This window comes from bacterium (genome assembly GCA_029210965.1).
Lineage (GTDB): Bacteria > BMS3Abin14 > BMS3Abin14 > BMS3Abin14 > BMS3Abin14 > JALHUC01.
In genome coordinates this window covers 1-25,062 of sequence record JARGFZ010000027.1, presented here as the reverse complement: position 1 = coordinate 25,062, position 25,062 = coordinate 1, and the positions used below count along the sequence as shown (strand labels likewise).

Sequence of the window (25,062 nt, the reverse complement as noted above, 5' to 3'; positions counted from 1 at the left end):
AAAACCTCCCATTAAGGTTTCCCCATCCAATCCAGGCCCTTGTCCTTCAGAACGGTTTGTCCCTCGCCAATGGCGTCAAGGCCCTGAGCTTCCATGTCAGCGTCCACCATAATACGCACCAGTTCCCTGAACGAGACCTTTGGTTCCCACTCAAGTACCTCCCTGGCCCGGCTCGCATCACCGATCAGAACATCCACCTCGGTGGGCCGGAAATATTTTGGATCGATCTCCACATGTTTTTTGGGATCCAGGCCCGCGTAGCTGAAGGCTTCCTGGAGGAACTCTTCCACGGAATAGGCCTGTCCGGTGGCAATAACGTAATCGCCTGGTTTATCCTGCTGGAGGATGAGCCACATGGCTTCAATGTATTCGGGGGCAAAACCCCAGTCTCTCCGGGATTTGAGGTTCCCCAGGAAAATCTTGTCCTGCTTCCCTGCGAGGATGCTTGCCAAAGCCCTTGTTATCTTCCTGGTGACAAAGGTCTCACCCCTCCTGGGGCTTTCATGGTTGAACATAATACCGTTACTGGCGTGAATATCATAAGCCTCGCGGTAATTGACCGTCATCCAGTATGCGTAGAGCTTTGCAGCAGCGTAAGGACTGCGCGGTTTAAAAGGTGTGTTCTCGTTCTGGGGTGGCGGAGAGTTACCGTACAGTTCGCTGCTGGATGCCTGGTACAGTCGGGATTTTACGCCGCTTCTTCGAACGGCTTCCAGGATCCGCGTTGTCCCAAGCCCGGTAACATCACCTGTGTATTCAGGGATGTCAAAACTGACCCTCACATGGCTCTGGGCTCCGAGATGGTAGATCTCATGCGGTTCAATGTTGTAGATCAGGTTGTCTATCTGACCGGAATCGGCCAGATCGCCGTAATGCAGAAAAAATGCCGCGTCGGTGGCGTGGGGATCAACGTAGATATGGTCGACTCGATCGGTGTTGAAAGTGCTGGCACGCCTTATGATCCCGTGAACCTCGTAACCTTTGTTCAACAAAAATTCAGCGAGGTAGGAGCCGTCCTGACCGGTGATGCCGGTTATTAACGCGCGTTTCATAAAACCCCCGTAACGCGATCTCAGATCTCAGATCTCAGATCTCAAAAAACTGATATGCAAACAGTTCATAGCCTATGGTAGTGCCCTGATTTATTATCTCCTCTGAGATTTGAGATTCTATCTCTCGCGTTTATCCACAACTCTTTCCGCCTTGCCTTCAAAACGCTGCAGGCTCCGGGGTTCCACCAGTTTGACCTTTGGGGAGATCCCGAGGGTGCTTCGTATGGAATCGGATATTTTTTCCACTATAGTTCCCTGCTTTTTCATCTCGTCAAAGAATATGGATTCGTTGACCTCAACCAGGATCTCCATGGTATCCAGTGCACCATCACGGCTGAGAAGGATCTGATAATGGGGTGTGATGCCCTCAAACTCAAAAAGTAACTCTTCAACCTGGCTCGGATATACGTTGACGCCCTTGAATATGATCATGTCGTCCGTCCGGCCGGTAACCTTTTCCATTTTCACCAGCGTCCTGCCACAGGCACACTCATCCACGTACAGCCGCGTCAGATCCCTCGTCCGGTACCTGAGGAGAGACATCGCCTCCCGCCTGACTGTGGTCAGGACAAGTTCCCCCCACTCGCCCATGGGAAGGTTCTTTCCGGATTCAGGATCAATGATCTCGGGGATAAAATGATCTTCGTTCAGGTGGAGACCCGTTTTTTCAAGGCATTCCCCGGCCACACCGGGGCCCATAACCTCGGACAATCCGTAATTATCCGTGGCGATGATCCCCGTTTTGCTCTCCAGTTCACCCCTCATTTTTTCAGACCACGGTTCCGCGCCAAAGAGACCATATTTCAAAGAAAGACGCCCCGGGTCGATCCCGTTTTCCTTCATGACCTCGGTCAGGAACATCGCATAGGAGGGTGTACAAACCAGAGCGGTCGTCCGGTAATCCTCCATGATCATAAGCTGCCTGCGTGTATTCCCGCTGGAGGTGGGTATCACAGAGGCGCCTATCCGTTCGGCTCCGTAATGCAGTCCAAACCCTCCTGTAAAGAGTCCGTACCCGAAGGCAATCTGGACAACATCGTCCTTCGTAACACCCCCGGCGGTCATGATCCTGGCTACAACTTCGCTCCAGGAATCCAGGTCGTTAGCCGAATAACCTACAACCGTTGGTTTTCCCGTCGTTCCTGTGGAGGAATGGATCCGGACGACTTCCCTGAGGGGAAGAGCAAACATCCCATAAGGGTAATTGTCCCTGAGATCAGCTTTTGTCGTGAAGGGGATCTTCTCCAGGTCTTCCCTGGATCTGATATCGGAGGGCTCTATTCCAAGCGCGTCAAACCTGTTCCTGTAAAACTTGACGTTCTTATATACCCGGTTGAGTGTGGACTGGAGCCTCTCCAGCTGCAGCTGCTCCAGGTCTTCCCTGGGCATGGTCTCGGCCTGTTCATTCCAAATGCGGTGGTCGGTCATGGTATTCCCCTTGATCTCATATCTCATAACTCATATCTCAAATTAACCTTTCCAATCCATAAGTTGCAAGGTTAATGAAAGACCTGTTATGAGATCTGGGATCTGAGATCTGAGATTGCAGTTCACGCATCCCAAATTTCCCTCTTCCCCTTCCCCAGGTAAGCCCGCTGGATCTCCGGGTTCGCAAGCAGTCTGTCGGCCCGGTCCTGGAGAACAATCGAGCCAGTCTCCATAACATATCCCCTGTCAGCTATGCCGAGGGCTGCCCGCGCGTTCTGTTCCACCAGCAGGATCGTAACGCCCTGATCCCGGAGCCTGGAAATGGTCCTGAATATTTCCGCAGCGATCAAAGGTGCCAGGCCGAGGGACGGTTCATCCAGAAGCAGGATCCTGGGCCTGGCCATGAGTGCCCGGCCCAGGGCCAGCATCTGTTGCTCACCACCGCTGAGGGTACCGGCCATCTGCCCTGAACGATCCTTGAGAACGGGAAACATCTCGTAGATCTTGTGCAGATCCTCCTGGATCTCTTCCTTCTCCTTCGATCGGTACCTGACATAGGCGCCCAGGAGCAGGTTATCCTCAACGGTGAGCGGGGAAAAAACAAGTCGTCCCTCCGGAACTTGAGAAAGTCCGGCCTTGACGATCTTTTCAGGGGAAATGTTCCCGATTTCCCTGTCCCTGAGGGTAATAGAGCCTTCAGTGATCCTCAGCAGTCCGCTCACAGCGTTGATCAGGGTGGTCTTACCGGCACCGTTGGCACCGATGAGCGCAACGATCTCCCCCTCCCCTACGTGGATCGAAACCCCCTTTAGGATATGGATGCGGCCGTAATATGTTGTGATGTTGCGAACTTTGAGCATTTTATTTCAGAATGTGGAATGTAGAATGTAGAACGTGGAATAAGACCTAAGATCTCTCCTGCGTTCTGCGTTCTGCGATCTGTATTCTGCCTTTCTCATTCCTGCCCCAGATACGCTTTCAGCACCTTTTCATCGTTTCTCACCGCTTCCGGGTCACCCTCGGCAATTTTCTGTCCCTGGTCAAGGACCGTTACATGATCGGAGATCTCCATCACCAGGTTCATGTCGTGCTCCACGAGGAGGATGGTGATCCCCCGTTTTCGAATACGCCCGATCAAATCCGAAAGGTCAGAAGTTTCACGATTATTAAGCCCTGCAGCCGGTTCGTCCAGCATGAGAAGCCTCGGACCTGCCCCCAGGGCACGGGCGATCTCAAGGATCCTCTGGCGCCCGAACGGGAGGCTGCCCGCCACCAGGGGAGCATATTTTTCCAGACCGGTGAACTGAAGGATCTCCATGGAAACATCCCGGATCCTGCCCTCTTCCTTCCAAACCCACGGCAGTTTCAACGCGGAGGCGACAAGCCCTCCCTTTGACCTGAGGTGCATCCCGACCATGACGTTTTCTAAAACAGTCATTTCCGAAAAAAGCTGCAGGTTCTGAAAAGTCCTGGTCACTCCCAATCCTGCGATACGGTGAGAGTCCATCCCGCTTGTGGGATTACCTTTATAGAAAATAGTCCCGGATGTTGGAGGGAGGATACCGGAAATGACATTAAACAATGTAGTCTTACCCGCTCCGTTAGGCCCTATGACCGATTGGATCAGTCCCTCCCAAACCTCGATGTCCAGGTCATGGATGGCGCGCACACCCCCGAAATAGCGGCAAAGGTTTCGGGTATTCATCAGGACGTTCACGGGGTCTCCTCCCTGGTTCCGATGATTCTCTTTCGTACCGCGTGCCATAAAGACAACAGAAGATCCTCCAGGCCGCGTAAAAGCCCCCTGGGCATAAAAATCATGACTATAATTAAAATGAAACCGAAAACAGTCGTTTCATAGTTTTGAAAGACATGCAGGAACTCAGGCATACTCGTGATAAGAGCTGCACCGAAGATCGCACCCCATATACTTCCAAGGCTGCCGATGACAACCATGGTGATAAGTTTGACGGAAAACATAAAACCAAAAGAGCTGGGGCTCACGAAGGTCATGTAGTGAGAGTACAGCCAACCCGCAAAGGCTGCATATAGCGCCGACAGCACAAAAATAGCCACTTTGTAACGCGAAACGTTAACTCCGATAACCGAAGAAGCCACCTCGGAACCGTGAATGGCCCTGAGAGCCCTGCCCACCCTGGACTTAACTACATTGATGGAAAGGAGTAAAGTAAGCAGAAGTGACACACAAACCAGATAGTAGTATTTGAGATCGGAATCAAATTCATAACCAAATATCGACATGTCTTCGATGCCAACCAAGCCCGACGGCCCACCTGTGAGAAAATCCAATTCATTAAAAAAGATCTGTATTATGATCCCGAATCCCAATGTGGCCATGGCAAGATAGTGCCCGTGAAGTTTTAGAGTGGGAATTCCAATAAAATAGGCCAGGATACCCACGCCCACAAGCGCGACAGCGAGACCAGCAATGGGTGGCAATGAAGCTTTTGCTGAAAGGACTCCGGTGATATAGGCCCCAAGCCCGAAAAAAGCGGCATGTCCGAGGGAAATTTGCCCGGTATACCCCAGGAGAAGATCCAGACCGATGGCGATAATGCAATGGATCCCGATAAAAATGAGCACGTTGAGGTGGTAGTCGTTTGTCAGAAATTGAGGCATTACAGCCAGTAAGGCTGCGAAAAGAAAAAAACCGGCATAGGGCGATCTGGGAAAGGAAGGAATCCTCAAACCCGATCTCCTTTGGATTTGCCAAGTATCCCCTGGGGCCGTAGAAAGAGCATGAGGAGAAGGATACCGAAAGCTATGGCATCCTTGTACCCACTGGAGATGAGTCCCGCTCCAAGACTTTCCAGCACCCCCAGCGTTATACCTCCCACAACGACACCCCAGAAACTACCCAGACCGCCGATAATGGCGGCGCAAAACCCCTTAAGCCCTATCATCACACCGATGTCGTATTGGGTCATACTTATGGGTGCGATCACGATCCCGGCTGCAGCGCCTACCAATCCACTCAGAGCAAAGCTTATGAGAACCATAAACCTTGTGTCGATCCCGACCAGCCTGGCAGCTCTCGGCTGGAAGGCGCTGGCCATTATGGCTTTGCCTGTTATCGTCCTGCCGAAGAACTGCCGGAGGCCCAAAACGATAAAAAAGGCTACTCCCATGACCCACAGGCTCTGGGGCTGGATGACGGCCCCGAAGAAGGGGATAGGATCCTCCCCGGAAAATGCCGGGATGGGATATGCCTCTTTGCCCCAAATGAGACTGGACACCCCACGGATAAAGATCGAAGCGCCAATGGTGATTATGATGAGCGTAATGGGGTTGGGATCCCTGACAGGTCTGATGGCTGCGACATTCAGCAGCGTGCCGATGAGCGCTACCCCGATTACAGAAACAAGGGCGGCAAAGGGAATGGGCAGATGGAGGACCTGCATGCTGGAAACGGTTAGCAGGCCTCCCAGCATGACAAATTCGCCCTGGGCAAAGTTTATGATCTCGGTGGAGTTGTATATGATGTTAAAACCCATGCCGATAAGAGCATAGATGGTGCCCACGGTCACACCGGTGATGAGGTACTGGAGGATTTGTTGGGATAAAGTCATGTCAGTAAAGTTTGTTGTTTGATGTTTGATGTTCAACCTGGAACGTGGGACATGGAACTCGGAACCTGAGCGAAGCGAGCGAACCTGAAACAATGACGCCGAGTGTTTGATGATCAAGCTTCAAATTCCAACCTCACAATCCTGATTTGCTATACTGAAGTTTAACCAACGTCATGTTTTAAAAGTTTTGGTTCATAATCGAGGATGTTCAAGTTTTCAGCTTTTAAGCTGTATCACTTCAAACTTCAAACCTCAAACTTCAAACCTTTATTTTTTAACATGTTTTGCGGCGTTTGGACATAAAAAGGGGGCCGGAATCCGGCCCCCTCACTACTTTGATCAAAACATCTACTCAGGTTCCGTGTACCTTGTTTCAGGTTTTACCAATCACGAATCACCGGTCTTCGCTTCCAGCAATGACGAAGAAAACGATTCACGAATCACGGACCCTTCACTTTGCACTGTCTTATTCCGCCAGCTTCCAGCCGCCGTTACTGATCTCGACCATTACGAACCCGTCCTTGGTCAGGCCGTTGTGGTCCTCGGGGGAGTAGTTAAAGATCCCGCCGGTCCCGTAAAACCCCTGGATCTTCTCGATCTCGTTCCTGATAGTGGCTCTATCCACTTTTCCAGCTTCGAGCTTTCCTTCTTTTGCGGCGTTCCCGATGGCCAAAAGGGCAATCTTGAAAGCGTCATAGGCGTGGCCGCCGAAGGTGTTGATCGTACCGGCACCAAACCTGCTCTCGTAAGCGGTTTTGTATTGGCTCAGCACTTCCCTCTGGGGGTCGGAAGCCGGCAGCTGATCAAGGATGATGAGCTTACCGGCCGGCAGGAAGGTACCCTCAGCCGCATCACCGGCCAGTTCAATGAACTTGGGAGACGCCACACCGTGGCTATTGTAGAGGGGTATCGTGATGCCAAGCTGTTTCCTGTTTTTCGCAATGATCGCGGGACCAGGGTTGGTTCCCCAGCAGATGATGGCCTGGGCGTCGGTTCCCTTGATCTTCGTCAGCTGGGCGCTCATGTCCGTGTCTTTCCCGCCGTACCGCTCTTCCGATACGATGTTCAAGCCGTAGTCGGCAGCCAGTCTCTGCAGCTCCACCCGGCCGGAATCACCGAACCCGTCACTGACCGTCAGGATGGCTATCTTCGTGAGGCCCTTGGTTTTCAGGGTCTCGTAGATTTTCTCCACAGCCATGGTATCGGTCTGGGGAGTTTTGAAAACCCAATACCGTTCCGAGACCGGCTTGACGATCTTGACTGAGGCGGCGCAGGAAATAAGCGGAACTTCCGCCTTGGTTACGATATCCACAATGGCAAGACTTGTACCCGAGGTTGTCGGCCCAATGATGACGTCAACCTTATCACTTTCGATAAGTTTGTTTGTAACTGTGACTGTCTTCGTGGAATCGGCTTCCGTGTCATACATGATCACTTCAACGGGCACGCCGCGATCAACCCAAGACCCTTTTTCCTGGACCCTTATTTTGATACCGCCTTCCGCATTGATGGTTTCCGCGAGCATCTCCACGGTGTTCTTCTCCGGAAGACCCAGCATGGAAGCCGGACCGGTTGACGCAAAAATAGCTCCGATCTTGTACGGTTCCTGTGGCCCCTCCGGTTTCTTTGCACAACCGGCTATAGCCAGGCCGGAGATCACACTGATCACCGCTACTGCCCGTATTACTGTCGAAATCCTTTTCATCTCTTAGCTCCTCTCCCCCCAGTTGTCTGTGTTTTACCTGCCTGGAATTGCCAGATGCACGGATCCAACATCCGAATCATCATATCGAATACAACTCCTCCTCCGTCAAAATCCTGATGTTGGCATCAGGCAGGACTTCAATAGCCTTGTCGAGATTATCGAAACGGAATATCAGGTTTGCATGTCCCGATTTCCTGTAGGCATACATATACTCTATGTTTATTTCGTTCACTTTAAGGATTTCCAGAAAATCCGCGAGGCCGCCAGGGCGGTCCGGCACCTCCACAGCGAGGACGTCGTTGCGCCCTACCGTAAAACCCTCACTTTTCAAGGCTTCATAGGCTTTATCGTTATCAGAGACAATGATCCTCAGGATTCCAAAATCAGCGGTATCGGCCAGGGAAAGAGCCAGTATATTAACGTCCGCCGCACCCAACACCCGGGTGATCTGGGCCAGGCGGCCGGTCTTATTTTCCATAAATACCGAGATCTGTTCAATTTTCATGTTAAACCCCCGAAAGAACTTAATGTTTGAAGTTTGACGTTTGAAGTTGCTATCTTACATTCTTCTGTAAGCATTAAAAACCAAAAAATTTCTTTATTATTCAGACCAAAGTTCATGAATTGGTACTTAACCTCAAACTCCGAAAACCCAAATTCCAAACCCGCCCTTCCCCCTCGTCGCTAACGCACCTCGAGTTTCAAGTTCCTGTTACCAAGTTCAATCCAAAATTCAAAAGACTAATCCACCACAGGGTACACCCTTCGACGCACTGTCTTTTGCTCAGGGAAGGCAGGGTTTCACAGGGTTAAACCAAGCAATAATTTTGATGGACTCGCAAAAAGTCCATCAATGCGCCCCGCTCGGGGCGCCCAAATCAATGACTCGCACTGTAAGTCATTGCTTTGTGTGGTAAAAAACATCGCATTTATAAAAACCGTTGCTTAATCCAGGTACGCATTGTCCGGAAGAACTCAAACATCAAACATCAAACCTCAAACGTCAAATTTGTTCCTAAATTTTCCGATTATCAATAACTCTCTTCGCCTTGCCCTCGAAGCGTTCGATGGTCTTGGGTTCCACCAGCCGGACCTTGGCCGAAACACCCAGCATTTCCTTGATCTCTTTTTCCACGCCCCGCTCCAGCTTTTCAAGCCCCTTGATCTCATCGGTGAAGATCTTTTCGTTGACTTCGATCTGGACCTCCAAGGTGTCCAGGGTACCCTCCCTGTCAACGATAAGCTGATAGTGGGGTTCCAATCCCTCGGTCTCCATAAGAAGGTTCTCTATCTGACTAGGATACAGGTTCACCCCTCGTATGATGAGCATGTCGTCGGTACGGCCGGTGACCCTTTCCATCCTCACATGGGTCCTGCCGCACCTGCACGGTTCGGCGTGCAGCCGTGTTATATCTCTGGTCCTGTACCTGATGATCGGGAAAGCTTCTTTCGTTATGGTGGTAAACACCAGCTCGCCCTCCTCGCCGTAGGGAAGGTTCTCACCGGTTACGGGATCGATGACCTCGGGGATAAAGTGGTCCTCAAATATGTGGAGGCCGCTCTTGGCCTCAATACACTCTACCGACACACCCGGACCGATGATCTCGGACAGTCCGTAGATATCCACGGCATCAATACCCAGTTTGGATTCAATCTGCTGCCTCATGCTCTGGGACCAGGGCTCGGCTCCAAAAATGCCCACATTCAGCTTGAGGCGCTCCTTGGAAACCCCCAGTTCCTCCATGGCCTCGGCAATGGTCAGGGCGTAGGACGGGGTGCAGACGAGAACCGTGCTGCCGAAGTCTTCCATAAGCATGATCTGGCGTTTGGTATTGCCGCCTGAGATGGGGATGACCGTAGCTCCCAGTTTTTCGGCGCCGTAGTGAAAACCGAGGCCTCCTGTAAAGAGACCGTAACCGTAGGCGTTCTGAACCACGTCACCTTTTTTCACGCCTGCACAGGACAAGGTCCTGGCCATCAGAAGGGACCAGGTCTCAATATCCCTCTTGGTGTACCCCACAACGGTAGGTTTTCCAGTCGTCCCTGAGGAAGCGTGGATCCGAACCACCTCGTGAAGAGGCAGGGTAAAAAGGCCAAAGGGGTAATTGTCCCGCAGATCCGTCTTGACAGTGAACGGGAGGCGGCGCAGATCATCCATGGATTTAATCTGTGATGGATGGATCTTTGTCTTGTCAAATGCTTCCTTGTAAAAGGGCACAGTTGCATAGACCCTTTCAGCAGTTTTCTTCAGCCGGTACAGCTGCAGTGATTCGAGGGCCTCTCTCGGCAGGCTCTCAAACTCTTCGTCCCAGATCATGTGACTCCTTTCGCTTCGTTCATGTTCACTCGCTTCGCTCAGGTTCCGGGTTCCATGTTCCACGTTCCAGGTTGAACATCAAACCTCAAACATCGAACTTCAAACCTGCTCTTCATTCCATCCCAATCCGAACGCCGTCAAATTCATCTGCACCAGCTTTTCCGGCATGTTCTTTTTTATGGTTTCCTCCCATACGGAACGCTTCACAGGAAGGTACCGTGCCAATGCCCCAATGAGCACAACGTTGGCGGTCTTTTTCTCACCTGTTTGTTCGGCAAGGGCCTCTCCATCCACAACCGTAAGATCAAAACCGGCATCCCTCGCCGTGTCCAGGGCATCAAAGGGATAGGATGCCTGCCCCACCTGGGAAGTATAGGGTAAAATGGCCTTCCTCGCGGCCACCACCCGTGCGCCGGGTAAGAGCCAATCAAGACTCCTGAGGGTTTCGGCCATCTCGAACCCCACCAGAATATCCGCCTCTCCCCTGACAATGAGGGAGGAATAGACTTTATCCCCGAAACGAACGTGAGAAACCACCCGCCCCCCTCGCTGGGCCATACCGTGAACCTCGCTCTTCTTCACATCGAAACCAGCCTCAAGAAGAACAAGGACCAACAGTTCGCTTGCAAGGATCGTCCCCTGCCCTCCCACCCCGACCAGCAGGATGTTGAATATTTTTCCACCCGTTCCGGTCATCCTTCTCTCCCGATGGCTTCGAACTGGCACACCTGGGAACAAATATCACAACCGGTGCACTGGGTATCATCAATGATCGGTTTTTCCTCAGACGCTCCATTTTTCCTGGATATGGCGGGACAGCCGATCCTGAGGCACATTCCGCAATCGGTACAGAGGTTTTCGTTTATCCTGCAGGGTGCCTGTCGTTTGACAGGCTTGTTCTTGAGAAGCATACAGGCGCCCTGAACAACGATGACAGATGGAGCGTCCCTGTGGATCTCTTCTTCCAAAACCGTCCGGATCTCATCAAGATCATAAGCATCGACGAGACGTACGTGCTCGACTCCGAGGCCATTGAGCAAGGTTTCCCAATCCACCTGCCGGGTGCGGTTTCCGGTGGCGTCGAACCCGCTTCCCGGATGATCCTGCCGGCCGGTCATGGCCGTGGTGTAGTTGTCCAGAAGCAGGACTGTGGCAGGGATCTCATTAAAGGCCATATTGAGAACGCCGCCCATGCCGCTGTGAAGGAAGGTGGAATCACCTATTACCGCCACGACCTTACCGTGTTCCTCCGGTAGAACAGCCTCGATCCCAACAGCCTGGCTTATACCCGCTCCCATGCAGACGGTGGTGTGAATGGCAGACAATGGCGGGGTTACGGCAAGGGTGTAGCAGCCTATATCACCGGCGACAAACGCCTTTTTCCGGTTGAGGATGTGGAATATCCCTCGATGGGGGCAGCCGACACACATCACAGGAGGTCTGTCAGGTATATCTCCGGTATTGATACTTTCAGGTTTTGATGGACGGTACCCTTCCGGGACAGTAGTCAGTGCATTTCGAACCATCCCGGTATCAATCTCTCCGAACCTGGGTATCAGAGATTTGCCTTCACACTCTATCCCCAGAAATCTTACCCACTCCTCAAGATACGGTTCCAGCTCCTCCACGATGACAACCCGGTCACAGCGGGATGCAAAATCCCTGATGAGGTCGTCAGGCAGAGGGAAAACCAGGCCGAGTTTCAATACAGAGGCATCAGGAACCGCTTCCATCACATAATTGTAGCTGATGCCGGAGGTGATGATACCCAGTGCCGTACCCTTCATCTCAACACTGTTGAAAGAACATTTCTCCCCGTACCGGGCTATCATCTCGATCCGCTCTTCCAGCTCACGGTGCTTGACCCTGGCGTTAGCCGGGACCATGACGTATTTGGATGGATCTTTTACGAGTCCCGGCACCACCGTACTGACAGTATTGCTCTTTTCGTTGATCTCGATCAGGGATTTCCCGTGGGAGATCCTGGTGGTGGTTCGCACGAAGAATGGGATATCAAAACGCTCGCTTAACTCAAAAGCTTCCCGGGTGAAATCGAGAGCTTCCTGGCTGTTGGCCGGTTCCAGCATGGGGATCCTGGCAAAGGATGCATACCTGCGGTTGTCCTGCTCATTCTGGGAGCTGTGGAGCTCCGGATCGTCGGCAGTAATGATGACCAGACCGCCCCGGACGCCGGTGTAGGCAAGGGTGAAGATCGGATCTGCCGCAACATTGACTCCCACATGCTTCATGGCGGCAAGGGCCCGGTGTCCGGCAAAAGAAACTCCGCTGGCAAGCTCAACAGCTATTTTTTCGTTGGGGGACCATATGGTTCTGGTACCACCCATTCGGGAAAGGTTTTCAAGGATCTCGGTGCTGGGTGTACCTGGATAGGCAGTAGCCAGGGAAACTCCCGCTTGGAGAGCACCCCTGGCAATAGCTTCGTTTCCTGAAAAAAAAAGGCGGGTCAAAGCGTCTCTAGGTCAGTGATACCCAGGGTAGCCAGTTTCTTTTCAGCCCTGGTTGCATAAACAGTGTCAGGGTACTCGGACAGGACCTCTTTGTAGATTGAGATAGCTGTATCCACATTGCCTGCCAGCTCATTGCATCGCGCCAGGTCGATATCTATCACAGCTATCATGTCACCCCTGGCACGCCCTTTCGCTTTCTGATAGGACTCTATGGCCATTTTAAACTCCTCCATCGCCTCGTAACTTCTGGCAAGGAGATAGAATCCGTTTATGTCGTTTACAAGTTCGTGATTACTGATATCCAGAGCTTCAATGGTTGCAGCCCCTTCCTGATACCTTTCCAGACGGTAGAGGACGTTGGCCTTGAGCAGGGAAGCCGTATACCCCTGGGAAGCATCGGCATATTCGGATGCGACCTCATTCAGGCTTTCCAGAGCCAGTTCGAGATCCTTTGTGGATGTCTCCATCTGGGCAACGGTGACCTGATACAAGGCCATGGCCTTTGAAAGGGCCGCATTGGCCGTGTCCTTCTTCTGACCCTTCATCCAGATAATCCCGAAGGTTACAGCAATTACTAGAAAGATCGCGACGGATGCATACGCTATCAAATTGGCGTTATCCGTAAACCAGCTGGCCAGGGTCTTCTGGTCAGCGAGAATCTCCTGTGGCGTCATTCCCGGTTTACGTGGAACCCTTTTCTTTATGTAGCTCATCTACTTCCTCCGAGTTGCATCAAATGGTGCACGGTGAATAGTGAATGGTGAACGGTAAACCATTCACTGAACGATTAACCGCTAATACGATTCAAAAGTTGCTCAGCGTTTAAGAAAACTTCATCAACCTGGTCTTCCGCGATGCCGGCTGCGAGGAGAATCTTCCGGGCGTGATCCACAGTTGCCAGGTCGCCAGGGCTATGCGTGTCAGTACCAAACAGAAGGCTTGCTCCTGCTTTTGCGGCAACTGACGCCACCCGGCCGTTGGCAGCGGAGTGCCCCTTCCTGCCCGTGATCTCAAGGTAAACGTTATTCTGGGCCGCAGCACTCGCATCTTCCTCAGAAAGAAGACCTGGATGGGCCAGGATATCGACATCCGGACATCGGACAGCAGTGGCATTCGTGCCCGGGGCCACCGGCTCCGTAACCGTTTCTCCATGCACAACGACAACCTTCGCGCCCAGTTCCCTGGCCCTTGCAGCCAAAGCAGGTATCCTGTCAGGAGGCACATGGGTTATCTCTACACCGGGTATGACCACAATATCCACATTCTCAGCCCATACCTGCGCAGCCTTAACCGACCTTTGGAGGAGATCTTCCAAATTGGTCTCATCGCCGTGATCGGTTATCCCGATGGCCCGGTAACCGGCCGCGACAGCTCTTCTGATCAGTTCCGAGGGAAGGAGCACCCCATCGCTGGCGAATGTGTGTGTGTGGAAGTCAATGATCATGAATTTATGGTCTCAAGTTCGCTCGCTTCGCTCAGATTCCAGGTTCCAGGTTCCAGGTTCCAAGTCAAACCAGGAACAGTGGGCACCTTCTTCGCAAAGTCAGTTAAGGCCGAATTTTGTTAAATATCACAACGGGTTAAATCAGTCCAGAGTGTAGGATCAGTCCAGAGTCCAGAGCAGAGCATCCAGAGAAAAACCTTGATCCATGGAACTCCAATAATGGCAAATGAACTAATGATCGCAAGGTTGTTTTTTCTCTTACGCTGGACTTTGGACCAGCCTTCGCCAAGGCTTCGGCTTGGCAAGCCCTGGACTCTGGAGGGTTTTTACCCTCTGCACTCTACACCTTGCACTTTACACTGCTCTTCCCTACTCTTCAGGTATCACACAGATGATGTTTGATTTGTTTACCGCAACAAAAGGGACCTCCTTGGGAATCTCTCCCTTTATCCTTAACTCCACATCCGTGAGATGGATAAATGTCCTTTCATCGTTAAGAACGTCTGTCTCACGACGGTCTGGTGACATCCTGTGAAGAAAACCTGAAAATTCCCTTTTTTCGGTGATCACCAAAACCCTGGATCTGGGCATCTCCCTGTCACGAAGATCTCCTTCCCCCATATTCATACCTCCTTGTGTTGATCCTTAAGCCACTTAACCATGCGCCTGATACCCTCTTCGATGGGTACTGCAGGCTTATAACCGAGTACTCTGCCCGCCTTTGAAACATCTGCGTATGTTATCGGAACATCACCGGGCTGATCCGGTTCATACCGGAGATCTGCCTTCAGGCCGATGGCATCTTCCAGGATGGAGACCATTTCTAAAAGACCCACAGTCCTCGACTCTCCAAGGTTGAAAATCTCAAAACCCTGCACCCTGTCCAGGGACCTTATGACACCATCAATGATGTCATCAACATACGTGTAGTCCCGCCTGCTGGACCCGTCCCCAAAAAGAGTGATGGGATCACCGTTAATGATCTTTCTGGCAAAAAGGTGAATGGCCATTTCAGGCCGCTGACGAGGGCCATAAACGGTAAAGAACCTGAGACAGGAGACCGGCAAATCGAACAGATGGTGATATGTAAAACAGAGCTGCTCCCCGGCCAGCTTGGTTGCAGCGTAGGGGCTGATGGGTCTGCTCAGGACATCCTCCTCAGAGAAAGGCACCCTGTCGTGGGAGCCATAAACGGAGGAGGAGGAACCGAATACAAAGTTTTGAACCGGGTGCTTCCTGACAGCCTCCAGGAGTACTGTCGTCCCGGCGATATTCACGTCATTATACAGGTGGGGCTGTTCAATGGACGGCCTCACACCGGCCATGGCAGCCAGGTGGATAACAGCCTGGGGTTTGAAGGAGTCAAAAACCCTGCCCACAGCCTCCTCATCACGGATATCACCTTCCACGAGGGAATAGGAAGGGTGGTCCAGAACCTTCTGCACGTTATCCCGCTTGATGGAGGGGGGGTAAAAATCGTTGAAGTTGTCCAGAACCAGGACTTCCCTGCCCTGATCGAGGAGGGCCTCACAGAGGTTTGAACCGATAAAGCCTGCCCCTCCTGTTACAAGAACACGGTTAAACATAAGCGGCCATCCGTGTTCTTGTTACAGGAGGAGTGCAAAGTGTCGAGTGTAGAGTGCAGAGAATTTGAAATTTCAAAAAATCGAGTTTCATATAATGATTGCCTTGCGGTGTCAGGTTTAAGCCTTAACATAACTCCAAACCCCAAACATCAAACAGGTTCTTTCCCTCTACACGCTGCACTCTACGCTGGATTACTCTACACTCTACCTATAGACGTATAATTAAACCCCAGGTCCCGTACTGCTTTCGGTTCGTACACATTTCTAAGATCCACCAGGTTGGGGCTCTTTAGCAGTTTCTTGCATTTATTCAGGTCCAGAAGGCGGAACTGGTTCCATTCCGTGACGACGACCATAACGTCAGCGCCCGTAACGGCATCATAGCTGTTCTCACAAAAGGTGATACCTTCCTCGCCCAGATAGCTTCTGGCCTGGTCCATGGCGGCAGGATCAAAAGTCTGTACTGTCCCGCCATCGTTCCTTATCCCCCTGATGATGACCTCGGCCGGAGATTCCCTGAAATCATCTGTGTTCGGTTTAAATGCGAGGCCCAGAAGACCAATAACTTTCCCCTTTACATCACCGCCGAGGATATCCTTAATCTTGCCGTAAGCACGCTGTTTCTGAGCATCGTTCACCTCCACTACCGATTTAACTATCTTCGATGGGTGTCCCAGTTCCCTGGATATGTTCAACAGAGCAAGGGTGTCCTTGGGGAAACAGGAACCCCCATATCCCGGACCGGCACGTAAAAACTTTGGTCCGATCCTGCCGTCAAGTCCCATGGCTTTTGCGACCACATGGACATCACCGTCGATCTGTTCGCACAGGTTGGCCATCTCGTTGATAAAGGTGATCTTTGTGGCAAGAAAGGCGTTGGAGGCATATTTGATAAGCTCAGCAGTGGCGACATTGGTGAACACAAAAGGCGTCTCGATAAGGTAGAGAGGTCTGTAAAGGTCTCTTAAAATAGCTCTGGCCTGCTCCGTTTCCGCGCCGATGATGACCCTGTCTGGCCGCATGAAATCCCCGATAGCAGAACCCTCGCGCAGGAACTCGGGGTTAGAGGCAACGTCGAACTTCTCTGCCGGCAAGCGTTTGGAAAGCACCTTCCTGACCTTTTCACCGGTACCCACGGGCACTGTGCTCTTGGTGACGATCACCTTGTACGTGTCCATGCATTCCGTGATTTCCCCTGCAACCTGCAAGACATGACTCAGGTCCGCGCTGCCGTCCTCCCTTGGAGGTGTTCCAACGGCTATGAAGACAACAAGGGCATCCTTGACGCCCTCGCTCAAATCAGTTGTAAAACGGAGCCTGCCATCGTTTATATTCTTCTTTACCAGCTCTTGAAGACCTGGCTCATAGATAGGGATTTCCCCCTTCAAAAGTGGAGTGATCTTGCTTTCATCTTTGTCCACACAGGTGACTTCCACCCCGAATTCGGCAAAGCAGGTTCCCGTTACGAGTCCAACGTATCCAGTTCCTATAATTGCGATGTGCATGGAAAAACCTCCGGTTTTTCAGTTCCAGGTTCCAAGTTCCAGGTTTCAAGTAGACAATCCAGGCTTCCACTCAGGTCTTTTCATTCTGTTTCATTCCCATGTAACGGTAATTTGGGAAAACAATCCTTTTTTAAAACAAATTATGATGAACCAAAACACGAAAATCTTCAATATTTAACCTGATCACAATACGATTTTCTACAATGGCACGATTGTTGAGAATAATTTTCCCGCCATCGAACGGAAGACCGTAAACAATGCGGAGGAATTTATGTCCAAAATTACACGTTTTGAGGATCTTCTCACCTGGCAAAAAGCGAGGGAGCTGATACGCGTCATATTGACCCTGACCAAATCTGAGGAGTTTTCTCGGGATTTTGCTCTAAAGAATCAGTTATGCCGGGCCGTCATCTCGGTTCCCGCAAACATCGCTGAAGGATTTGAACGTGATGGCAACCGGGAGTTTGTGAAGTTTCTCTCCATGGCCAAAGGCTCAGCAGGCGAATTACGCTCACTCCTGCATCTGGCATTGGATCATGGTTATATCTCCTCCGAATAAATGGATGAATCTATAGTCCTTTCGCTGGAACCTGGAAGTTGGAACGTGGAACCTGAGCGTAGCGAGCACGTAAAACTCGCTGGATCAAGAACAAGTTAAGTTCAAGTACATTACTTGTTCTTGATCCAGCGCGGATGCTTTATATTAAACTGCTGAATCTTGTAGTGAATCACCCTCTTGGAGATGCCCAGGAGCTTTGCAGCTTCTTTCTGAACATAATTGCTCTTTTCCAGGGCTTCCAGAACGGCTTCCTTTTCCAGTTCTTTGAGCTTCCTGTCAGTAAGACCCACTGAACCGGCGGCCGGGTGCTCATCCGGGAGCTGGATATCCGCGATATCCAGGGTATCCTTGGGGCTGGTAAAAAGTGCCCTCTCCAGAACGTTTTTCAGCTCACGGATATTACCAGGCCAGTCGTAGCCCTTCAGCTTTCCAATAGCCCCGTCGGTGATATTGAGTGCCCGTCCATTGTCCAGTTCAAGGCGCAGCCTTTCGATGAAATATTCAACCAGGAGAGGAATATCCTCAGGCCTTTCCCTGAGGGGCGGAATGTTGATCACTTTATGACTGAGGGCCTCAAGGAGTTCCGGCATCAACTTCCCGGCCTTGATCTCCTTTTCCGGATCTCTGCTGGTGGATGCGATAACCCTTGCGTCCACTGAAACATCCCTTGATCCACCGAGCCTCCGGAAGCTCCCTTCCTCGATGAACTCCAGAAGTTTAACCTGGATCGCCAGAGGCGCTTCCGTTATTTCCTCAATGAAAATGGTCCCCCCGTTGGCCTGTTCGATCCTCCCGATCCTTGCGTTCTTCGCACCGGGGAATGCGTCCACCGCGTGCCCGAACAGGTCACTTTCCAGATGGTCCGGATTTTGTATCGTACAGTTGACCCGGATAAAACCGTTCTCGCTCCGGCCGCTGTTAAAATGAATGGCTCCAGCAATAAGAAGACGGCCGGTACCGGTCTCACCTTTGATAAATACAGGGAATGGGTCGTTGGCGAGGACCTTTACCTGTCCCAGGACGCTTTTTATCCCATCGCTTTTCCCGATGATATCTTCGATCCTGTAGATCACTTCCTGGGTGTGCCTGAGATAAGCAACCTCTTTGGCCAGGCTCCTGTTCCGAAGCGCCTTTTCCACTCTCATTTCGAGTTCGAGGATGCTGAAAGGTTTCTGTAGATAATCGGAGGCGCCAAGTTTCATGGCCTGGGCAGCGCTGTCGAGAGTGCCGTAAGCGGTCATCATGATGACTTCCGTGTCGGGGCTTCTATACTTTGTTTCCCGCAGTACTTCCATTCCGTCCCTTACAGGGAGCTGGATATCCGCAAGCACGACATCGTACTTGCGCGCACTGACCATTTCCAGGGCCTGCCTGCCGTCGACGGCGTGGTCCACCTGGTGACCGGCATCTTTGAACACATCGGTCAATAGTGTTCTGAAATCACGATCATCCTCTGCAACCAGGAATACACCCATGTAATCCGCCCCTCGTTAAAATTGGCAATGTAAAGCTGGGCTGCTAACCCCCAAATGAAAACTATTCCATAATTGTAATAACGGATGTTTAAGGGATATGTCAAATGGGAAAAAACGGTGAAGAGTGAAAGGTGAACGGTCCCGCCATAGGCGGGATTCACTTTTCACGATTTACTAATTACGGCCTTTCTCCCAATTCCAGGCGGTCCGTACGATGGTATCGAGATCGTCGTATTTCGGTTCCCATGACAACCTTTTCCTGATAAGTGAACTGTCAGCGATCAGTTCCGAAGGGTCCCCTGCCCTCCTGCCGATTTTTTCCAATTTAATATCGGTCCCGGTGACCCTTTTCACCGCATTGATCACCTCCGTCACAGAAAATCCGGTTCCGTAACCACAGTTGAGCGTGTCGTTGGCACCCCCCGCCAGAAGGTTCTCCAAAGCCAGAATATGTGCGTCGGCAAGGTCGGTGACGTGTATGTAATCCCTGATACCGGTTCCATCAGGTGTGGGAAAGTCGGTTCCGAAGATCTGCAGTCTTTCGTACTCCCCTTTGGCAGTTTTGAGCGCCCGCGTAATAAGGTGGGTGGGGTTTTTATACACCTGACCCAACCGTCCCCCGGGATCGGCTCCAGCGACGTTAAAGTACCTTAGCGAGATGTAACTGAAATCGGTGCCGCTTTCACCTTGATCGGCAAGGATCCTCTCACTCATCATCTTGGAAGCGCCGTAAGGGTTGATGGGTGCCAGGGGTGAACTTTCCGTTACGGGTACTATTTCGGGGTTTCCGTAGACAGCGGCGGTAGAGGAAAAGATCATCTTTCCTACCCCTTCGCTGGACAAAACATCAACAGTATTGAGGAGATTGACGGTATTGTTAAAGTAATACTTGACAGGATATCTAACGCTTTCACCCACCTCGATGGAGGCGGCAAAGTGCATCACGGCATCCGGTTTGAAGTTCCGAACCGTCTCCCTGAAGGTTTCCCGGTCAGACAGATCACCCTGGACAAATTCACCTTTAATTACAGCCCACCTGTTGCCGGAGGAAAGGTTGTCGAAAGTCAGGACATCGTAGCCTGCTTCTCCGAGAGCGAGGACGACATGGCTGCCGATGTATCCTGCTCCTCCCGTTACCAAAATTCGCTTCATATCACTCATTTAATCTCCCGAATTCTGGTAACTGGAGCCCAAAGGCCAAAGCCCAATGTCCAAAGAGAAAAATCCTAATGCGCATGGTCACATGAATTTACTACCTTTATACTCTGACTTCTTCAATTACCCTATCAATCCTGCTATCACTCTACTCGTTTCAAGTGACAAATTGAGAAGGGCATTAAACTCTACATCATTTACATAACCGCGATCCAAAGCAACAAATAATGGGGATCTGACTTCACCACAGGATGCTTTGGCTTGTGAAAGGAACTGCACAAACTCTTTTTCCCCTTCCCTTTCAAAGCCTTCTGCAACGTTGGACATTACAGAAACGCTGGTCCGGCAAATTTGATTTTTTAGATTTCTGTCCCTATAAAAGAAGCCTTTACCGGAAACTTCATGGACTTTTTTAATCAATACCCTTGCTTTTTGCCATGCGATCAAATCCTCCACACCTTATCTTGCCTGGATTTGATGGCGTTTCTCGTATCCAGGATCAGGGGCACCTGCTCCAGAATGAAGTCGTAGTCAAAATCGCTGTGGGCCGTAACGATGATCGCAAGGTCAGTCTCCTGGAGAAGTTCAAGGCTGATCTCGGAGGCGCTGAGGACCGTCGTGCCCACATCCAGTTCCGGGATATAGGAATCCAGGTAGGTAATCATTGCTCCTTTTGCAATAAGCCGATCTATGATGTCGATGGCAGGAGACTCTCTCTCGTCATCGATGTCGCTTTTGTAGGCAACCCCCAGAATGAGGACATTAGAGCCTCTCAGGGCCTTTCCGACGCTGTTAAGGGCATCTGAGGCCTTGTTTACGACGTGCATGGGCATGGAACTGTTCACCTGTCCGGCAAGTTCGATAAACCGGGCCTCGAACCCCACTGATCGTGCCTTCCAGGACAGGTAGTAAGGGTCGATGGGGATACAGTGCCCTCCCAGACCGGGACCGGGATAAAAGGGCATGAAACCGAAAGGCTTGGTGGAAGCACCTTCGATGACCTCCCAGACATCGATGCCCAGCCGGTCGCACATGAGAGCCAGCTCATTTACAAGGGCGATGTTGACGCTCCTGAATGTGTTCTCATGGATCTTGACCATTTCTGCCACGGCGGCTGAACTGACCGGGTGGACCTTGGCAAGAAAAGAGCTGTAGAGGAGGGTCGCTATGTGACAGCAGTTTTTAGTCATTCCACCCACAACCTTGGGTATGTTACCGGTCTGAAAGTGGGGGTTGCCCGGATCGACCCTCTCGGGTGAAAAGGCGACAAAGATATCTTCACCGACCTTCAGGTTCCCGCTGATCAAAGCGGGCACAATAACCTCCTCGGTCGTACCTGGATAGGTGGTGCTTTCCAGAACTACGAGCATACCCGGGTGCACATGGGGAACGATCCCTACTTCCAGGGCCGAAATAATGTAAGAAATATCAGGGTCACGAGTCTTGTTGAGGGGCGTCGGCACGCAGATGGACACGACATCGCAATCTTTGACGACACTAAAGTCTGTGGTTGCCTTGAGTTTTCCGCTATCTACACCCTCCTTGACCATCTTGTTGCTAACATCGGGGATGTAGGATTCACCGCGGTTAACCGCCTCAACCTTATTGGTGTTCAGATCGATCCCGTAAACAGTGAACCCGGTGGCTGCCAGCTCAACGGCCAGGGGAAGACCCACATAGCCGAGACCGATGATACAGCAGACGGCGGTGCGATCTTCTATCTTTTTTTGAAGTTCCTGTTTGTGAGACATGTCTCTCCTTTCCAGAGTTCCGTTTATGTATTCAAATCCTCGCAATATTAAGAGGAAAGGGGGGTAAGGTCAATGAGTAAAGGCCGTGATCCGTGATCCGAAAAGGCAGTGTATAATGTAGAGTGTAGAGTGTAAGGACCCCCCCCACTCTCCCTCTCGCCCCCTCAAGGATTTCCTCCCCCACGCGCCCACGCCCTATTCCCCTCTAGACCCTGGACTATGGACTTTGCACTTTGGGATTTGGACTTTGGATAGTTTTTAAGAAAGCCACGGCACGAAAATCAGGAACAGCATACAACCTGCAAACGCAATAGCTTTTGTTTTCGAGCGCACTTTGTACCCCGCCAGGTAAGCCCTGGTAATGGCGTACAGGATCAGGGCGTTACCAAGAGCCACGCCGAAGGGCAGCAAGGAGGGGGCCCCCATGAAATGCTTGGCAAGCCACACCCCCAGTGTTCCCAGGTAAAGGGCCAGGATATCCACCGGATCGGTGAGGAAGATGGCGAAGGTACCGGTCCTGTACAGGAACCAAACCAGCAGGACGACCATCGCGAATATACCAAATACATGTAAATTTTCCGGGTAAAAGTTGCCTTGCCAGAAACCCATAAAAAGGACCTGGTTTACAACAATGGAGAGGAAAATTGATGTACGCGTGATCTCGTACCGGGGCGAAAATTCCATTTTGTTAAGGTACAGATCTACGGCTCCCAGTGCAAAAAAAAGCAAAACTATGGAAGTCAGACTTGAAAACAGCTGTCCCGTCTGAATCAGCAGGAAGATGTTCAGTATGGCTACCACCCCCAGCACGGCCATATTTTTTTTCCACCGCTCCTCACTGTCCCTATCGGAGCCAACGGCTTTTGCGGCGACAGTACGCATTCTGATATTAATGAGGCGGATCAAGCCCGCCATATTGTAAATTTGCATGAACCTGAGTCCGGCCAGGACAAAAGCAACAAGGAGTAAGGCCAGGGCCAGGATCTGTACCTTAAAAGTCTGGGCCAGGGCTAAACCCAGGATGCCGAGAGAGGCAGATACGCCGTAGAAGATACCAAGAACCTGGCTTGTGGTGAAATTCAGATCCAGGAGGTAGTGGTGAAGATGCTCCCGGTCAGCCCGAAAGGGGTTTTTCCGGCAGAAGGCACGCCTGGAAAAGGCCAAAGATGTGTCCAGCGCGGGTATGGCAAGGAACAGAACAGGGATCCCCAGCACCAGGAAGGTGCTCGTTTTGGCCGATTGAATAATGGAGGCCACGGCCAGGGTGAATCCGAGCAGCAGGCTTCCGCTGTCTCCAAGGAAGGTTTGGGCCGGGAAAATATTATAACGCAGAAAACCCAGGATACCACCCACCATGATGATGCAATGAACTGCCGAATTGAGGGAACCTGAGACCAGGGACAGGGCACCGATACCAGCAAAGGCGTTCAGGGACAACCCCGCCGCCAGGCCGTCAACACCGTCAATGAGGTTCACCGCGTTGGTGATCCCCACGATCCACACAACGGTAACGACACTGGAAAGGATATAACCGGCCTGTAAACCCATGCCCTGTAAGAAAAAAACTTTGTCGAGATCAAACAGGATACCCGATCTTATCACAAGAAGAGCCGCCCCCATCTGAACGATGAACTTCGTTGAAAAGTGGATCCCCTTGAGGTCGTCCCACAACCCCACAGCAAAAATACCTGTCGTCGCGATGGTGAAGTAGATAAAGTGCGGATTTGCGGGAGATGAAAGCAGGAACCCGATCACAGTGACCGGGAACAGGACCAGGCCGCCGGCAAGCGGCGTGGACACCTTGTGGATCTTCCGATCTGTGGGGTGGTCCAGAAGTTCCCAACGGTAGCACAGGCGAATCGCCTGCGGCGTCAGAAACAACGTGATCATGACCCCCATGAAAAACAGTAAGATGTATTGCAATCAACCTCCCCGCGGGTTGCAAGGGTCGTTTTCTGCTCATGTATAAGATCAGACTCACATACTAACTAACCAGGTGTTTTTATGCAACGGTGCCAGGTTACTATTTATGGTTCATCCGGGAATTGGATACCTGTCTCCCCCAGCGGATTCTGATGACATGGACGGGACTTCACCGTTGGGGGTCGCAGTCGGGACCGGCCTTATGTTCTCCGGCAAAGACCAGAGCGTAGCTTCTTAAGGGATTTTGCGAAGATTGGCGCTTTGACCGGAGAACACCCCCGGCACCGGCAAGACATCAGACACTCATTAACGGGATGAACCCTATTTATTATGAGAACCTTAACGGCAACAGCCGGTTCCCATCTTCAGGGATGTACGTCAACCGTTGAAATACTGCCCCACCTTCCCCACCGGCTTCATCCAAAGGGTCCAAGGTTTGGTTCTCTATCCCATAAGGTCACGCTGAATGATATTCACGATCCTCTCCGATGTCTTACCATCCCAAAGGGGTGGAACTTGACCCCTTTTACCCTTCCCCTCCAGAATCTCATTGGCGATAAAGAGGATCCTGTCTGGATCGGTTCCCACCAGATAGTTTGTGCCCATTTCGATCGTTGAAGGCCGTTCGGTGTTTTCCCGGATGGTTATACAAGGTACACCAAGGACAGTGGTTTCCTCCTGTAACCCGCCGGAATCGGTGAGGACCATCTTCGCTCCTTTTACAGCCCAGAACATGTCAATATATCCGATGGGCTCTATCATCCTCACATTTCCTTTCAGCAGGCCGAACTCTTCCATTTTTGTCCGCGTCCTGGGATGGACAGGGAAAATTACAGGAATCCGTTCGCCAACCTCGGAAATTGCCCGCCAGATCGGAGCGAAGGTCTCCTCGCGGTCCACGTTGGAAGGCCGATGGAGCGTCAGGACGGCATACCCGCCACAACCGTCTACGGCATCCCTGATACCCGTGGAAGGCTTCCACTTCCCTCCCTCGATCCGTTCCAGGTTCTCCAGGAGCGTGTCGATCTGCAGTGGACCCCAATGTCAAGACCACTTTCCTTTGAACTTAAGGTGTATCCTCTCCGTGTAAGAGGCGGAGCGCTT

24 protein-coding genes are annotated in these 25,062 nt (G+C 51.5%); 2 read left to right on the top strand and 22 right to left on the bottom strand.

Annotated features, from left to right (window positions below):
• Positions 1–11 precede the first annotated feature (11 nt).
• The 16 genes from gmd to P1S59_10275 all read right to left on the bottom strand — a co-directional run bounded on the left by gmd (position 12) and on the right by P1S59_10275 (position 17,095).
• Positions 12–1,052, bottom strand: coding sequence for a GDP-mannose 4,6-dehydratase (gene gmd / locus P1S59_10350; GenBank protein MDF1526651.1), 1,041 nt, complete (start codon positions 1,050–1,052; stop codon positions 12–14).
• A gap of 117 nt (positions 1,053–1,169) precedes the next feature.
• On the bottom strand, positions 1,170–2,507 hold the full coding sequence (locus P1S59_10345; protein MDF1526650.1) for a phenylacetate--CoA ligase: 1,338 nt from the start codon (positions 2,505–2,507) through the stop codon (positions 1,170–1,172).
• Between the two features lie 95 nt (positions 2,508–2,602).
• Entirely contained in the window at positions 2,603–3,340 is a 738-nt protein-coding gene (locus P1S59_10340) for an ABC transporter ATP-binding protein (protein ID MDF1526649.1), read from the bottom strand.
• 95 nt (positions 3,341–3,435) lie between these two features.
• On the bottom strand, positions 3,436–4,188 hold the full coding sequence (locus P1S59_10335) for an ABC transporter ATP-binding protein (protein MDF1526648.1): 753 nt from the start codon (positions 4,186–4,188) through the stop codon (positions 3,436–3,438).
• A gap of 5 nt (positions 4,189–4,193) precedes the next feature.
• A complete protein-coding gene (locus P1S59_10330; GenBank protein ID MDF1526647.1) occupies positions 4,194–5,189 on the bottom strand; it encodes a branched-chain amino acid ABC transporter permease in 996 nt (331 codons plus the stop codon).
• The gene (locus P1S59_10325) at positions 5,186–6,070 is read right to left on the bottom strand and encodes a branched-chain amino acid ABC transporter permease (GenBank protein ID MDF1526646.1); all 885 of its coding nucleotides are present in this window, start codon (positions 6,068–6,070) and stop codon (positions 5,186–5,188) included. The genes P1S59_10330 and P1S59_10325 overlap by 4 nt, the downstream gene beginning before the upstream one ends.
• A 466-nt stretch (positions 6,071–6,536) precedes the next feature.
• On the bottom strand, positions 6,537–7,775 hold the full coding sequence (locus tag P1S59_10320; protein MDF1526645.1) for an ABC transporter substrate-binding protein: 1,239 nt from the start codon (positions 7,773–7,775) through the stop codon (positions 6,537–6,539).
• Between the two features lie 79 nt (positions 7,776–7,854).
• Complete coding sequence (locus P1S59_10315; protein ID MDF1526644.1) at positions 7,855–8,280, bottom strand: ACT domain-containing protein; 426 nt, start codon at positions 8,278–8,280, stop codon at positions 7,855–7,857.
• Between the two features lie 510 nt (positions 8,281–8,790).
• A complete protein-coding gene (locus P1S59_10310) occupies positions 8,791–10,092 on the bottom strand; it encodes a phenylacetate--CoA ligase (GenBank protein MDF1526643.1) in 1,302 nt (433 codons plus the stop codon).
• A gap of 99 nt (positions 10,093–10,191) precedes the next feature.
• Positions 10,192–10,788: an indolepyruvate oxidoreductase subunit beta gene (locus P1S59_10305; protein ID MDF1526642.1), complete on the bottom strand. Its 597-nt coding sequence runs from the start codon at positions 10,786–10,788 to the stop codon at positions 10,192–10,194.
• The gene (iorA, locus tag P1S59_10300; protein ID MDF1526641.1) at positions 10,785–12,560 is read right to left on the bottom strand and encodes an indolepyruvate ferredoxin oxidoreductase subunit alpha; all 1,776 of its coding nucleotides are present in this window, start codon (positions 12,558–12,560) and stop codon (positions 10,785–10,787) included. The genes P1S59_10305 and iorA overlap by 4 nt, the downstream gene beginning before the upstream one ends.
• Positions 12,557–13,273 carry a tetratricopeptide repeat protein gene (locus tag P1S59_10295; protein ID MDF1526640.1) on the bottom strand — a complete coding sequence of 239 codons (717 nt, stop codon included), beginning with the start codon at positions 13,271–13,273 and terminating at the stop codon, positions 12,557–12,559. The genes iorA and P1S59_10295 overlap by 4 nt, the downstream gene beginning before the upstream one ends.
• 74 nt (positions 13,274–13,347) lie before the next feature.
• Positions 13,348–14,001 carry a histidinol phosphate phosphatase domain-containing protein gene (locus P1S59_10290; GenBank protein MDF1526639.1) on the bottom strand — a complete coding sequence of 218 codons (654 nt, stop codon included), beginning with the start codon at positions 13,999–14,001 and terminating at the stop codon, positions 13,348–13,350.
• Positions 14,002–14,373: 372 nt separating this feature from the next.
• Entirely contained in the window at positions 14,374–14,625 is a 252-nt protein-coding gene (locus P1S59_10285) for a hypothetical protein (protein MDF1526638.1), read from the bottom strand.
• 2 nt (positions 14,626–14,627) lie between these two features.
• A complete protein-coding gene (locus P1S59_10280) occupies positions 14,628–15,590 on the bottom strand; it encodes a GDP-mannose 4,6-dehydratase (GenBank protein ID MDF1526637.1) in 963 nt (320 codons plus the stop codon).
• 197 nt (positions 15,591–15,787) lie between these two features.
• On the bottom strand, positions 15,788–17,095 hold the full coding sequence (locus tag P1S59_10275) for a UDP-glucose/GDP-mannose dehydrogenase family protein (GenBank protein ID MDF1526636.1): 1,308 nt from the start codon (positions 17,093–17,095) through the stop codon (positions 15,788–15,790).
• Between the two features lie 271 nt (positions 17,096–17,366).
• Here P1S59_10275 and P1S59_10270 point away from each other — a divergent pair, with 271 nt between their 5' ends.
• Positions 17,367–17,654 carry a four helix bundle protein gene (locus P1S59_10270; protein MDF1526635.1) on the top strand — a complete coding sequence of 96 codons (288 nt, stop codon included), beginning with the start codon at positions 17,367–17,369 and terminating at the stop codon, positions 17,652–17,654.
• Positions 17,655–17,764: 110 nt separating this feature from the next.
• Here the strand turns inward: P1S59_10270 and P1S59_10265 are convergent, their stop codons facing one another.
• The 6 genes from P1S59_10265 to P1S59_10240 all read right to left on the bottom strand — a co-directional run bounded on the left by P1S59_10265 (position 17,765) and on the right by P1S59_10240 (position 24,954).
• Complete coding sequence (locus tag P1S59_10265; GenBank protein ID MDF1526634.1) at positions 17,765–19,129, bottom strand: sigma-54 dependent transcriptional regulator; 1,365 nt, start codon at positions 19,127–19,129, stop codon at positions 17,765–17,767.
• A gap of 174 nt (positions 19,130–19,303) precedes the next feature.
• Positions 19,304–20,281, bottom strand: coding sequence for a UDP-glucose 4-epimerase GalE (galE, locus tag P1S59_10260; protein MDF1526633.1), 978 nt, complete (start codon positions 20,279–20,281; stop codon positions 19,304–19,306).
• A 126-nt stretch (positions 20,282–20,407) separates the two neighbouring features.
• Positions 20,408–20,740, bottom strand: a complete 333-nt coding sequence (locus P1S59_10255; GenBank protein MDF1526632.1) for a four helix bundle protein — start codon at positions 20,738–20,740, stop codon at positions 20,408–20,410.
• A complete protein-coding gene (locus P1S59_10250) occupies positions 20,728–22,035 on the bottom strand; it encodes a nucleotide sugar dehydrogenase (protein MDF1526631.1) in 1,308 nt (435 codons plus the stop codon). Before P1S59_10250 ends, P1S59_10255 begins: the two co-directional genes overlap by 13 nt.
• A 258-nt stretch (positions 22,036–22,293) precedes the next feature.
• Positions 22,294–23,958 (bottom strand): MraY family glycosyltransferase, encoded by a 1,665-nt coding sequence (locus P1S59_10245; GenBank protein ID MDF1526630.1) that lies wholly within the window; start codon positions 23,956–23,958, stop codon positions 22,294–22,296.
• A gap of 444 nt (positions 23,959–24,402) precedes the next feature.
• Entirely contained in the window at positions 24,403–24,954 is a 552-nt protein-coding gene (locus tag P1S59_10240; GenBank protein MDF1526629.1) for a UDP-N-acetylglucosamine 2-epimerase, read from the bottom strand.
• On the opposite strand from P1S59_10240, the gene P1S59_10235 reads away from it, so the two are divergent.
• Positions 24,871–25,062, top strand: a 192-nt coding sequence (locus P1S59_10235) for a hypothetical protein (GenBank protein ID MDF1526628.1), incomplete at its 3' end; no start/stop codon positions are given. The two genes, P1S59_10240 and P1S59_10235, sit on opposite strands and share 84 nt — an antisense overlap.